12 protein-coding genes are annotated in these 12,590 nt (G+C 69.3%); 6 read left to right on the forward strand and 6 right to left on the reverse strand.

Features of this window, described 5'->3' with window-relative positions; all coding sequences use genetic code 11:
• Positions 1–2 precede the first annotated feature (2 nt).
• Positions 3–1,289, reverse strand: coding sequence for a carboxylesterase family protein (locus MED15_RS05155; RefSeq protein WP_244220365.1), 1,287 nt, complete (start codon positions 1,287–1,289; stop codon positions 3–5).
• 172 nt (positions 1,290–1,461) lie between these two features.
• Between MED15_RS05155 and MED15_RS05160 the strand changes: the two genes are divergently transcribed.
• Together MED15_RS05160 and MED15_RS05165 are read left to right on the forward strand one after the other, a co-directional pair.
• On the forward strand, positions 1,462–1,653 hold the full coding sequence (locus tag MED15_RS05160) for a hypothetical protein (RefSeq protein ID WP_208646512.1): 192 nt from the start codon (positions 1,462–1,464) through the stop codon (positions 1,651–1,653).
• 163 nt (positions 1,654–1,816) lie between these two features.
• Positions 1,817–2,860 (forward strand): NAD(P)-dependent alcohol dehydrogenase, encoded by a 1,044-nt coding sequence (locus tag MED15_RS05165; RefSeq protein ID WP_112734882.1) that lies wholly within the window; start codon positions 1,817–1,819, stop codon positions 2,858–2,860.
• A gap of 610 nt (positions 2,861–3,470) precedes the next feature.
• On the opposite strand, the gene MED15_RS05170 is transcribed toward MED15_RS05165, so the two are convergent.
• The 3 genes from MED15_RS05170 to MED15_RS05180 are packed head-to-tail and all read right to left on the reverse strand — an operon-like array spanning position 3,471 to position 5,763.
• Complete coding sequence (locus MED15_RS05170; protein WP_112583124.1) at positions 3,471–4,112, reverse strand: hypothetical protein; 642 nt, start codon at positions 4,110–4,112, stop codon at positions 3,471–3,473.
• Complete coding sequence (locus MED15_RS05175; RefSeq protein ID WP_112583321.1) at positions 4,109–4,858, reverse strand: ABC transporter permease; 750 nt, start codon at positions 4,856–4,858, stop codon at positions 4,109–4,111. Before MED15_RS05175 ends, MED15_RS05170 begins: the two co-directional genes overlap by 4 nt.
• The gene (locus MED15_RS05180) at positions 4,855–5,763 is read right to left on the reverse strand and encodes an ABC transporter ATP-binding protein (RefSeq protein ID WP_244220366.1); all 909 of its coding nucleotides are present in this window, start codon (positions 5,761–5,763) and stop codon (positions 4,855–4,857) included. Before MED15_RS05180 ends, MED15_RS05175 begins: the two co-directional genes overlap by 4 nt.
• A 154-nt stretch (positions 5,764–5,917) precedes the next feature.
• Between MED15_RS05180 and MED15_RS05185 the strand changes: the two genes are divergently transcribed.
• The 4 genes from MED15_RS05185 (at position 5,918) to MED15_RS05200 (ending at position 9,569) form a co-directional block, all read left to right on the forward strand.
• Positions 5,918–6,526, forward strand: a complete 609-nt coding sequence (locus tag MED15_RS05185) for a sensor histidine kinase (RefSeq protein WP_208646513.1) — start codon at positions 5,918–5,920, stop codon at positions 6,524–6,526.
• Positions 6,523–7,188: a response regulator gene (locus MED15_RS05190; protein WP_208646514.1), complete on the forward strand. Its 666-nt coding sequence runs from the start codon at positions 6,523–6,525 to the stop codon at positions 7,186–7,188. Before MED15_RS05185 ends, MED15_RS05190 begins: the two co-directional genes overlap by 4 nt.
• A gap of 258 nt (positions 7,189–7,446) precedes the next feature.
• Positions 7,447–8,121, forward strand: a complete 675-nt coding sequence (locus MED15_RS05195; protein WP_181518534.1) for a response regulator transcription factor — start codon at positions 7,447–7,449, stop codon at positions 8,119–8,121.
• The gene (locus MED15_RS05200; protein ID WP_112583121.1) at positions 8,118–9,569 is read left to right on the forward strand and encodes a HAMP domain-containing sensor histidine kinase; all 1,452 of its coding nucleotides are present in this window, start codon (positions 8,118–8,120) and stop codon (positions 9,567–9,569) included. The genes MED15_RS05195 and MED15_RS05200 overlap by 4 nt, the downstream gene beginning before the upstream one ends.
• A gap of 163 nt (positions 9,570–9,732) precedes the next feature.
• Here MED15_RS05200 and MED15_RS05205 read toward each other — a convergent pair whose 3' ends face one another.
• The gene (locus MED15_RS05205) at positions 9,733–11,874 is read right to left on the reverse strand and encodes an MMPL family transporter (RefSeq protein ID WP_112583120.1); all 2,142 of its coding nucleotides are present in this window, start codon (positions 11,872–11,874) and stop codon (positions 9,733–9,735) included.
• Positions 11,875–11,959: 85 nt separating this feature from the next.
• The gene (locus MED15_RS34765; RefSeq protein ID WP_369074187.1) at positions 11,960–12,067 is read right to left on the reverse strand and encodes an aromatic-ring hydroxylase C-terminal domain-containing protein; all 108 of its coding nucleotides are present in this window, start codon (positions 12,065–12,067) and stop codon (positions 11,960–11,962) included.
• Between the last annotated feature and the right edge of the window lie 523 nt (positions 12,068–12,590).

The following is a 12,590-nucleotide window of genomic DNA, read 5'->3' on the forward strand; positions in this document are numbered from 1 at the left end:
GTTCAGGCCCGGCGCTGCCAGAAGAGCCGTTCCTCTCTGTCCGGGTCGTAGGCGATCCTGCAGTCAGCGTCGATCCACATGGTGGCCCGGTCCTTCGGCGTGTAGGCGGGCCATCTCGGCACGCCCCTCGCGCTGGGATGGCCGTGGTGGGCGAAGCCGGCCCACAAAGCGCTCATGTGCCGGGCGGTCGCCCGTTTGCCCGGCAACTGGTCCGCGCCGACGTTGGCGAACTTCATCGGGATGTCCGAGGCGTGCGGCGAGCCGAGTGGGAAGCCGGTGCCTGGCACCACGGTCGGGTCCTGGTACGCGAGCTGGTACATGAAGACCGGTGCGGCGTGCTGCGCCGCCTTAGCCTCCGCGATCGTGATCGCGTCGCGCCAGATGGGTGATGTGGTGATCGCGAAGTAGAGCTGGGCCGGTGTCGCTTCCGGTCGCGACCGGCGGAAAGTCGCGATGATCCGGTCGAGTTCGGCGCCCTGGTAGGTGCCGCTGAGTCGGCTACGCAGGCCGGCCTCGTCCATGCGGAAAACATCGGGCGGCCCGAAGAGGCTGAAGAACACCGTCTCGTCGCGGCAGGTGCCGACCATCAGCGGCTTACCGCCCGACCAGGGCGGGGCACCGTCGTCGAAGGGGTGCCGCGGGGTGACACCTCCGTCGACAAAGGCGCCGAACCCGGGTAGGGGGTCGGGGTCGCCCCAGGGTGCGACGCCGTTCGCGGCCTCGGACACCTGGATCTCAAGTAGACGCGCGGCCGGGATGTCGGAGAGCTTCGGGATGTCGTTCCTGGCCAGCCCCAGCAGGTGCAGCGTGCGCTCGGCACGTGCGGTGGCGCCGTCACGGATGGGAAAGCGCAGCGGGGCGGCGCTTTCGATCGAGGCCTTGTGGAACAGCCGGGCTGCCTTCGGCATGGTGTAGACGGCGGCGGTCTTGGCGCCGCCGCCGCTCTCGCCCCAGACCATGATGTTGTCCGGGTCGCCGCCGAAGTTGTCGATGTTGTCGCTGGTCCAGCGCAGCGCCGCGAGGATGTCCAGCATCCCCTGGTTCGCGGCGTAGTCGCCGTCGGCGAGATCGCCCAGGAACAGGTAGCCCAGCAGGCCCAGCCGGTGGTTCGACTCGACAACCACCACGTCGTGGAGCTGCGCGAGACGGGTGCCGTCCTGGCCCGTGGCCGAGCCCGAGCCGATCATGTAGCCGCCGCCGTGGTTGTAGAACATCACCGGCCGCCGCTTGCGGTCGGCGGCGGGGGTCCAGATGTTGAGGTACAGGCAGTCCTCGGACGGTGCGGGCATGCGGCCGTTCCCACTCGGGCCCATCTCACCGCCCGCGACCTGCAACGCCGGGTTGGGGAAGCTGGTACGTGCCGGCGGCCCAAGGCCTCATCGGCCCCAACGGCGGTGCGCTCGCCTCCGCGGAGGTGCCCGAGCATCCCGGTACCGGTTCGGCAATTCTCGGGTTCGTCCAGTGGTCGCCGCCGGGATCATCGCCCCGATCGCCGGGCTCGGCGGCGAGCACACCGCTGTGCCGATGGCACTGCTCATGGTCGCTGGCGCGGCGCTCTCGATGATCGGTCTGCTCGTGCTGGCCCGCCCGGAAAAGACAACAGCGGGTGCCGCGACAACCGGTAACGGCGTCCTGCAACACAGCACGCCCTGAACTTCAGGGCCGTACCGGACTGTTCCTTGCCGGCCTGATCGGCCGGAGCAGCGCCCCGCGCTTGTAAGAGGTACTGGCAGTACACCCATTGGCAGAGACTCGCAGCGCCGCCACGGCTGTGGTGAGGTGCAGGTAGGTCAGCATCACGTCACCGGAGGACATCATCTTCACCGTCAACGCCATCGCCGCGCCTTCTGCCACCGAACCGCTCGTGCGTACCACGATCGAACGGCGGGACCTGGGCCCGCGCGATGTTCTCATCGAAATCCGCTACGCCGGCATCTGCCACTCTGACATCCACACCGTGCGCGGCGACTGGGGCAGCGTTCCCTACCCGCTCACCGTCGGCCACGAAATCGTCGGCCGGATCACCGAGGTCGGCGCCGAGGTCACCCGCCACGCGGTCGGCGACCGTGCCGGTGTCGGCTGCATGGTCAACTCGTGTCGCGAGTGCGAGAACTGCCGCAGCGGAAGCGAGCAGTACTGCCTCAAGGGCAACACCCAGACGTACGCCAGCGTCGACCGGGACGGCACCGTGACCCAGGGCGGGTACTCGACCCACGTCGTCGTGGACGAGGACTTCGTGCTGCGGGTGCCGGAAAGCATCCCGTACGAGGCGGCCGCGCCGATGCTGTGTGCGGGCATCACCACGTACTCGCCGTTGGCGCACTGGAACGCCGGTCCCGGCAAGAAGGTCGCCGTGGTGGGCCTGGGTGGCCTGGGCCACATGGCTGTCAAGATCGCTGCGGCGATGGGTGCCGAGGTGACCGTGCTGTCACAGACGCTGGCCAAGAAGGACGACGGCCTGCGCTTCGGAGCCGAGCACTACTACGCCACCAAGGACCCGGCGACGTTCGAGGCGCTCAAGAACAGCTTCGACCTGATCATCAACACGGTCAGCGCACCGATCGACATGGCCAGCTACCTCGGTCTGCTGCGTCGGGACGGCACGCTTGTCAGCGTGGGTGCCCCGGCGGAGCCGCTGCCGGTGCCCGTCTTCGCGTTGTTCGGCAACCGACGTTCGTTCGCCGGCTCCAGCATCGGCAGCATCGCCGAGACGCAGGAGATGCTGGACTTCTGCGCCGAGCGCGGCATCGCTCCCGAGGTCGAGGTCATCGGCGCCGAGGCAGTAAACGACGCATACGAGCGGGTCCTCGCCTCGGACGTGCGGTACCGGTTCGTCATCGACATCGACACCCTGCGCTGATCTTCTCTGTTGTGCGCCAGGGTCCGCCGAACGGCGGGCCCTGGTGCGCAGTCGCGCCGGATCGACCGGTAGCCAACATCGATGGTGAAATTGCGACCTTGTTGAATTGGCAGTGAAGGTCGGGGTCTGCAGCCCGTGACTTCGAGGTTGTGGTCGGAGTCGCTCGGGAAACACTGCCGTGAGATCCACCGATCCGAGTCCGCACGACACCGGCACAATCCCGTCGGCCAGAGCGAGGACGGGCGGCTACCCCGCCGCAGCGCGAAGCCCTGACCCGACTCCGAGGGCCTCCGGTGCCACAGAGCCCGCGCCCCGGCGCAGGTACCGTGGCATTGCGGTACGGCTACGCCGGCGTGGCATGACGCGTAGGTCATCGGCTCCAGCAGCAGCCGCGGCTGTAACACAGGAACGCCTGACGCTGGAGCCGATCGCATCGGCTGGATCGGTGACTCGACGGGCTACATCGGTGGCCGTGAAGGCCCTCGCTGTTCGACGGTCAGTGGGTGTGGCTGACCGCTGACCGCTGAGGGCTGCCAGGGCGGTAGCGACGGCGTGCAGGTCGGCTTTGATGTAGGTGGTGGTGCGGGTCCGCGGCGGTCGGTGTGGCCGATTAAGCGTCGCGACGGCGGAAAGTGACAGCGGCAAGCGTTAGTACGGAGAGTGTCCATGTGACCGTGGCGGCGGCACCGCGGGTCGGGTCGAGGGCGGCCGTGTCCGGCAGGTAGGCGGCGTTGGTGCAGCTCCGGGCCCGCAGCAGCGGGCCTGCGATGAAATACAGACCGAGCAGCAGAACCACGGCGGGCACTGCACGGCGAACGACGCCGGCGACTGCGGCCCCCAGCAGCGTGGTGAGCGTCAGGTAGGCCGTCGCGGCCGGCATCCAGGTGCCCGCACCGCCCGCAAGGGTGCTGGTGGCCGCTGTCACGGCGGCCACCGGAAGCGCCACCACAGTCAGCGCGACGGCCTTCACCGCCTGTAGTGGCAGGCGCCGGGGCATCGCGAGCAGCGTGGTGCTGATTTGGCCGCCCTCCTGGTACTCGGACGCGGCCGCGAGCACGCCGAGCACCAGGAAGCCGGCCTGGGTGTAGCCGAGTGGGGCCAAGGCGGCGACCTCGCCGAGCGACTCACCGTGGAACTCGGCAGATGCGTACACGTACGTCAGCAGCAGGTTGGCGGTCCAGGTCAGTAGTGCGGTCAGGCGCAGCGACGGCAGGGTCAGCAGTTTGCGCAGTTCAGCGCGGGCGGTGTTCATACGTCCCGCCGCTCAAACAGGACCGCGCCGACCACGAGTAACGCGATGACCCAGGCCGTCATCACCAGGCCGGCGGTCACCGGGGCGATCTCGACCGGGAAGTCCGCGCTGCCGATGAACATCTGCGCTCCGACGATGTCCGGCAGATAGGAGGCAAGGTCGGTGACCTTCGTCAGCAGGTACGACACTGACACGACGGAGCTGTTGATGATCAGCAGCGTCAACGGCACGATGCCGTTGCGGGAAATCAGCGCGATCGCATACGCCAGTAGTGCGGTCAACGTCCAATAGAGGATCGCGGCCACGACTCGGGCCGGGGCGGGTGCCGGCGCGTGTTCGCCGTACAGCACCTGGGTGAGGGTGAGTGTGGCGGCTGTGGTGACCGCTGCCTGGGCCGCGACGACCAGCACGAGCGCGGTGGCTTTCGCCACAAGCAGACGCAGCCGGTCGGGGACTGCGGCGAGCGTCGCGGTGAGCTGGCGGGCGCCGGGGGCGTCCTGGCCGGTGGACGTGTATTCGCTGCTCACCACGATCACGCCGAGGACTATCGGACCGATCAGGCCGATACCCAGGTCGCGTAGGCCCAGGTCGGACGTGTCAGTGAGGGTGCCGGCGGCGATCGCGCGGCGGGTGTAGGGCGCGTTCAGCAGGAGGACCACGGGTGCTGTCAACGTACCGAGAACCAAGCCGACCCAGGCGGTGGGCAGGCCGAGCAGCTTACGGAGTTCGGCGCGGACCGGGCTCACCACGGGCCCCCGGCCTCGGTAGCGGTCAGCTCGAAGAAGGCGTCCTCGAGCGTGCGATGATCGCCGATGACGTCGGCGAGTCCGCCCTGGATCACGATCCGGCCCTTGTCTATCACGATGACGTCGTCGGCGGTCTCGGCCAACTCGCCCATCAGGTGGCTGGAGAGTAGGACCGTGCGGCCCTGCGCGGCGCTGTCGCGGAGGAATTCACGCATCCAGCGGATCCCGGCCGGGTCGAGGCCGTTGACCGGTTCGTCGAGAACCAGCACCGCGGGATCGCCGAGCAGCGCGGTGGCGAGCCCGAGCCGGCGGCTCATGCCGAGGGAGAAGCGGCCGGCGCGTTTCCGCGCGTCGCCGGTCAGGCCCACGACCTCAAGGACCTCGTCGGCACGGGAGTCGGGCAGACCGTTACTGGCGGCTACCCAGCGCAGGTGCGCGCGGGCCGTGCGGGCCCGGTGCGCACCGCTGCCGTCGAGCAGCGCGCCGACAGTCAGGAGCGGACGGTCCAGTTTCTGGTAGCGGCGCCCACAGATCAGCGCGGTCCCGCTCTGGGGGCGGTCCAGGCCGAGCAGGATACGTAACGTCGACGTCTTCCCGGCGCCGTTCGGCCCGAGAAAGCCGGTGACCCGGCCGGGTCGGGCGTCAAAGGTGACCTCGTGCAGGATCTGGGTCCTGCTCTTGGTCTTGCTGATGCGATCGATCGTGATCATAAGCCCAGTCAACGCAGGTTCCGGCCCTCGCGCATCGGACCGTTCTCGGATCCCGACGGCCGGGTCGGCCCGCAGACCGTCAGACCCTGGTCTGAGAACTACAGTCGGGGTGGTGAACGCCCATCCGCGCCCCTCCCGGCGGTCCACGGCCGTGCCGGCGGCTGCCGCGGTGATGAGCGTTCTGGTGATGTCCATGTGCACGGTCGGCGCGCAGGGCCCGTTCGCGCTCGTACTGCCACCGCTGATAGTCGGTGGCGCTGTCGCGGCTGCGCTATGGGCTGTGCGGCGGTCACGCGCCGACCGAACCGCCTACGAATCACGGCTGACCGCCTGGGCGGCCTCCGAGGCGGTGCTCGCCGAGCGGTTGCGGATTGCCCGCGACCTGCACGACATCGTCTCGCATGGCTTGGGTTTGATCACGGTCCGCGCGGCGGCCACCCGACACCTACCCAAGCCTGCGGAGGTCGAGGCGGCGCTCACCGACATCGAGGAGGCGAGCCGGCACGCCACCGCTGAGCTACGCCGCATGCTCACGGTCCTGCGCGAGCCGTCGGCCGCCAGCCGCCGTGCGCCCGTGGACAACCTCGACGACCTGCCCGGCATCGTGCACACGGCGTCGCTCGCCGGGCTTCGGCCACGGCTGACGATCGAGCCCCTCGGCCCGGTATCGCAGGGTGTGCAAGTCGCCGTCTGCAAGACCGTGCGGGAGGCGCTCAGCAACGCGGCGCGGTACGCGGGACCGACTGACGTAGGGGTGCGGGTGTATCGGGACGGAACATCCGTAGTGGTCACGGCGGCGGACACCGGCCCAGTCGACGAATGGCGGGCATCGCCGGGCGCCGGACACGGGCTGGCCGGGTTACGGGAGCGGGTGGGCAGTCTCGGCGGAACGCTGTCGACGGAGCGGGTTGACGCGGGCTTCCGCGTCACCGCGAGGATCCCGGACGAGGCGGTGTGAGCGACATCCGCGTACTGCTGGTGGACGACCAGCCGCTGCTCCGACACAGCCTTGCCATGATCATCAACAACGAGCCGGGCCTGACTGTCGTCGGCGAGGCCGGCGACGGTGCACATGCCGTGCCGTGCGCCCGCAGCACCCGCCCCGACGTCATCCTGATGGACGTACGGATGCCGCACCTCGACGGCCTCAAGGCCACCCGCCGCATCTGCACGGACCCGGCACTGTCCACCGCCCGCGTCCTAGTCCTGAGCATGTTCGAGCTCGACGAGTACGTCTACGAGGCACTGCACGCGGGCGCGTCCGGTTTCCTGCTCAAGGACGCCCATCCCGAGGAACTGATCGAGGCGATCCGCCGCACTCACCGCGGTGAATCGCTGTTCGCGCCGTCGATCCTCACCCGGCTCGTAGCGCATTACGTCGCAGCACCACGGCCGGATAGGCCGTCGCCGAAACTGAGGCGGCTGACTGGCCGCGAGGTGGAGGTGCTGACACTGATCGGCGGCGGCTTGTCGAACGACGAGATCGCAACTGCCCTGGCTATATCGGTGAAGACGGTGAAAACGCACATCACGCACCTGATGGCGAAGCTGACCGTTCGCGATCGGGCACAGCTGGTGATCGCGGCGTTCGACGCAGGGCTGGTGCGGCCACGCCCCTGACTGGAACGCGACGGTTTGCATCGATCGTCTGGCTCCGACACAAAGCAAATCTGCTGCGAAACCGAGGCCGGATCCGGGCATGCAGCCGGTCGAACTCCCCATGCCACCGATCAACATCAACGTCCGCCACAGGCAGACCAACGAACACGAGCCGAACTCGATTCGCCTACTGCCGTTGCAGTATTAATCCTGCCCTCAGGTTGATCGGGGAGGATGAGCGCAAAAGCATCAACTGGAGGGCGGGCCGGCGTGCAGATCATGATCGCCGATGACGAGGCGGCCATCCGTGAGTCGCTGGAGCGGGTGCTTCAGGTCGAGGGTTATGGCACTAGCACCGCCGCCAACGGTCTCGCCGTGCTCGACGGGATCGGTGGCGCGGCGCCGGATCTGCTGATCCTCGACGTGATGATGCCCCGCCTCGGCGGGTTGGAGACCTGCCGGCGGTTGCGGGCGGCGGGTCGGGATCTGCCAGTGCTGATGCTGACCGCCCGGGATCAGGTCTCCGACCGGGTCGCGGGGCTGGACGCGGGCGCCGACGACTACCTGCCCAAGCCTTTCGCCACCGAGGAGTTGCTGGCCCGGGTCCGGGCTCTGCTGCGCCGCCGCGCGCCGGGCGACGACGATTCGCAGATCCTGTCGTTCGCCGACGTCCGGCTCGATCCCGACAGGTTCGAGGCGTGGCGGGGTGGGCGGCCGCTGTATCTGACCCGGACCGAGTTCTCCCTGCTACAGGTTCTCGTGCGCAACGCGACCCGGGTGTTGACCCGCGACGCGCTGTTCGAGGCGATCTGGGGCTTCGACATGAGCACCACCGCCAACAACCTTCAGGTGTACGTGAGCTATCTGCGCCGCAAGATGGAGGCCGAGGGTGAGCCGCGATTGATTTACACGCTGCGCGGCTTGGGGTACACGCTGCGGGAGACTCCTCCGTGAGCAGGCGCGCCGGCCGGGAATCGCGTCGGCTGATCCGATGGTGGCGCCGGCGGTCCCTGCGGACCAGGCTGACGGTGATCGCGGCGACGGCCATCGCGGTCAGCGTGTTCGTGGCCTTTCAGGTGGCCAGCGAGCTGCTGGACTCGGAGCTGCAGGACAGCGCCGAGGATCAGCTACGCGCGGACTCCCGCATTCTGGCGACGACCGTGGAGCACACCGGCCTGGCGCAGGTCCAGCTACCGCCGTATCCCGGATCCGGTCGGCTGGTGCGGGTCATCCTGCCCGACGGTTCGACCCGGACGCCGGCCGGCCAACCCGCGCTGCCCCCCGTCAGCGGGCACGCCGGGCGCGTGGCGCAGGGCGCGTCGGCCGACCTGATGGAGTCGAAGGACAGCGACGACGACGGTTATCTCATCTACACGCTGCGGGCGGGCGACGGCGCGGTCCAGGTGGCCCGCAACAACGACGACAGCCCGATCAACCGATTCGGGTTGGGCATGCTGCTGATCGGACTGCTGTGCGTGGCCGGAGGCGCCCTTGTTGGGCGGACCGTGGCGCGGACCGGGCTGGCACCGATCGACCGGCTGACTGCCGCCGCGGTTCGTGTCGCGCAGACCCGGGACCTCGACGCCGACATCCCGGACGAGGGCGGCGGGGAGATCCGGCGGCTGATCCAGTCAATCAACGACATGCTCGCCGCGCTCCGGGACTCCCGGCGGGCCCAGCGGCTGCTCGCCGATGACGCCGCCCACGAACTCAAGACTCCGCTCACCAGCCTGCGCCTCAACGTTGAGCTGCTGATCCGGCTCGATCGGCGCGGCACCCTGGACAGCGCACTGCCGGCGGAGAGCCGGACCCGGCTGCTCAACGATCTCGGCGCCCAGGTGGCCGAGTTGAGCACCCTTGCCGCCGAGCTGACCGACCTGGCGCGCGGCGACGTCAGCGACGAGAGCACCGAGCTGCTCAATGTCGCCGACGTGGTGGTGGCCGCCGCGACCCGGGCTCGTTCCCGCGTGCCCGACATCGAGGTCGCGCTCGACGTGACCTCCGTGTGGGTGAGCGGGCGTCCCGCTGCGCTCCAGCGGGCGGTGCTCAACCTCATCGACAACGCCGGCAAGTGGTCCCCCGCTGACCAGCCGGTCCAGGTCCGGCTCCGTGCCGAGGGCGCGTCGGCGGTCCTCGAGGTCGACGACGCCGGGCCGGGCATCGACGCCGCCGACGTACCGCGGGTGTTCGACCGGTTCTACCGTGCCGACAGCGCCCGGGCGCTGCCGGGATCAGGTCTGGGCCTGTCGATCGTGCAGCGGGTCGTCGACGCCCACGCCGGCCGGGTCACCGTCGCCCGGTCCGCACGCGGTGGCGCGCTGCTGCGGATCATCCTTCCGGCCGCCGCCCCGCCCGCTCGGATCGCGCAGCTCACCGCGGGGATGGACACGGTGGCGCGCTGACCCGCTGCGGCACGGCGCCGGGACCGCCACGGCGCGCGGTGCCAGGACCCGCCGCAGCGGGCGGCGCAGGACAAGGGCGGCGGACACGGTGACGGCCGCCGGGCCATGACAAAGATCCGGGACGGGCAGGAGCCCGTCCCGGATCTCGACTGTGCCGCCGCGCTCACCGTTGCGGCGCGGGCCCCTCCACGAGCGGCCGTTGATCGTCCGGCAGCTCCACCGGTCGGGACAACCGGCTCGGCCACCACATCCACCGGCCGATCAGCAGGGTGAGGGCGGGCACCAGGACCGACCGCACCAGCAAGGCGTCGAGCAGCACGCCGAAGGCGACCAGGAACCCGACCTCGATCAGCATCACCAGCGGAAGTGAGGCGAGGACCGCGAACGTGGCCGCCAGGACCAGGCCTGCCGAGGTGATGACGCCACCGGTGGCGGAGAGGGCCTTGAGCATGCCCTCTCCGGTGCCGAGGCGCACGGTCTCCTCCCGGGCCCGGCTGGTCAGGAAAATGTTGTAGTCGATGCCGAGCGCCACCAGGAACAGGAATGCCAGCAGCGGCACCGAATAGTCGACGCCCTTGAACCCGAGGATCGTGTCGAAGACGAACACGCTGCCGCCGAAGGCTGCGGCGAATGAGACGATCACGGTCGCCATCAGGACCAGCGGGGCCACGATCGCTCGGAGCAGTAGCCCGAGGACGATCAGGACGACGGTGAGCACCAGCGGGATCACCAGCTTCTCGTCGCGGGTGGTGGTGACCTCGGTGTCGAGGTTCTCCGCGCTCGGCCCGCCGACGATCGCCTCCGCCCCGTTCACCGCGTGCACGGCGGTACGCACCCGCTTGATCGTGTCGTACTCCGCGGCGGTGTCCGGCGCGTCGGTCGGGAACACGGAGATGTCGGCCCAGCCTCCGCTGGTCTGCCCCGGGACGGCCAGGGCCACACCGCGAGTGCCCTGGACGATGTCGAGCACCCGCTCCTGGTACGCCGGCCGCGTGAAGATCGTCATCGGCTGGCCGCCGAGCTCCGGGAAGTGCTGGCGGAGGACGGTGAAGCCGGTGACCGACTCCGGCGCGGACAGGAACTGGTCCTGCTCCCGCAGGGCGCCGGTGTTGCCCGCCAGCCCGATGGCGAGCACGCCGAGGACTCCGAGCGAGCCGAGCGTCGCCACCCACCGGCGGCGGCTGATGGCGGTGCCGAGCCGTCCCCACAGCCCGGGCTTCTCCTGGCCGGGCGTGTTGAACCGCGGGATGGCCGGCCAGAAGATCCGCCTGCCGAGCACCACGAGCACCGCCGGGAACAGGGTCAGCATGGCCACCAGCGCGCACAGGATGCCGGCGGCGCCGATCGGGCCCAACCCGCTGGTGCTGTTCAGGTCGGCGACGAGCAGGCAGAGCAGGCCAGCGATCACTGTGGCCGCGGACGCGACGATGGCCGGCGCCGCGCCGCGTAGCGCGTGGACCATCGCGACCCGGACGTTCTCGTGGTGATGCAGTGTCTCCCGGTACCGGGCGATGAGCAACAGCGCGTAGTCCGTTCCGACGCCGAATACCAGGATCGTCAGCAGCGCCGAGTTCTGGTCGTTGATCACGATGCCGAAGCCCTTGACGAGCAGGTAGACGGTCGCCATCGCGGTCAGCGCGGCCGCGCCCACAGCCATGAGCGGGATGAACCACAACACCGGGCTGCGGTAGGTGAGGATCAGCAGGAGCGTGACGACGACGACGGTGGTGAGGAAGACCTGCAGGTCGATGCCGTCGAAGACGGCGTCCATGTCGCCGTCGACCGCGGCGGGTCCGGTCACGTCGAGTTCCAGGCCCGCGGGGCGGTCCTTCGCAGCCTCACGCAATGGGCCGACGATGGTCTCCGGTGCGCCGTAGGTCGTGCTCACGTCGAGGGTGAACATCATCGCCTTGCCGTCGGTGGAGGGTCTCGTCGGTGGGTCCTCCTCGTCCTCGCCGCCCGCCGCCGTCGCCTTCGGCGGGTACCGCCTGGCAAGGGTGTTGTGGTGGCGCTCGACCGACGCGCGGTCGGCGTCGGTCATGCCGCCGGCGCGGTGATACACGAAGACGAACGTGTTGTCCTCACCGCCGGGGAGGCTGTCCTCCAGCACCGCCACCTTGGTGGACTCGGCGCTGGCCGGCAGGGTGTCCACGGCTCTGTCGGTGGTTACCGAGCTCAACTTCCCGCTCAGCGGCACCATCACCGCCGCCAGCGCCACCCACAACCCGATCACCAACCATGGCACCCAGCGGCCTGCCAAGCGACCGGCCGGCGCTTCCCCGGGCGGCGCTGCCTTGACTGCCATCACTAGCTTCCTCCATACGGGTTAGTTCGCTCATCCGATGCCGACTTCGTACCGGGCGAATCTGAGACGACCGTTAATGCGCCGATCAGGCCGGGTGGCCGAACCAGGTGCCGAGCGCACGCACCAGCGCGGTGGTGTCCAGATCCTGCGCGGTGGGCAAGGCCCAGGCGACGCATCCGTCGGGCCGGATCAGCTACGCGTCGACGTCCACCCGGCCCGTGCGGGCGGTGACGGTGTTGACCCGTCCGGTCCACGCGGCCGGGCGTCGCGGACCTTTGTTTCCGAAGGCCAGCCACGCGGACAAGGTATGGGGGCAGAACACATCCACCACATTGGACCTTTGGCTTGAGGTCCGCGAATCTCGACCAGGTGTTGAGGAGAGAAACGCACAGGCATCGCCAGCGATGTCAGCAAGCTCGACGACCTGGATCCGACCCGCCGACCCCGACAGATCTGGCCAGCCCTACGGCACCGGCACAGCAGTCGGATCGCCGCCACCTTGCTGTCCTTCGCTGGTGGGATCTCGATTCCCTTGGCGATCACCGCCGGTGGCAACGCGTTCGGCGGCACCATCGCTCTGTTGCTGGCAGTGGCGCAATTCCTCACCTGCGGCCGCGTTCGGTGACCTGCATAGGGCTTTGTCGACTGCTGCGCAAACCGTGAGCGCTTCAAGGCCGTTCAGGGCACCCCGCTGCTCCCAATCTGCTCCCCTAGAC

The organism is Micromonospora noduli, from assembly GCF_003264475.1.
GTDB lineage: Bacteria > Actinomycetota > Actinomycetes > Mycobacteriales > Micromonosporaceae > Micromonospora > Micromonospora noduli.

Coding starts and splice junctions, on each gene's coding strand:
- MED15_RS05180 (WP_244220366.1), bottom strand. CDS start 5,763: ATGGACATCACCAGAACGCTCATCACCGCGGCAGCCGCCGGCACGGCC.
- MED15_RS05205 (WP_112583120.1), bottom strand. CDS start 11,874: ATGGCAGTCAAGGCAGCGCCGCCCGGGGAAGCGCCGGCCGGTCGCTTG.
- MED15_RS05155 (WP_244220365.1), bottom strand. CDS start 1,289: ATGCCCGCACCGTCCGAGGACTGCCTGTACCTCAACATCTGGACCCCC.
- MED15_RS05170 (WP_112583124.1), bottom strand. CDS start 4,112: ATGAACACCGCCCGCGCTGAACTGCGCAAACTGCTGACCCTGCCGTCG.
- MED15_RS05195 (WP_181518534.1), top strand. CDS start 7,447: ATGATCGCCGATGACGAGGCGGCCATCCGTGAGTCGCTGGAGCGGGTG.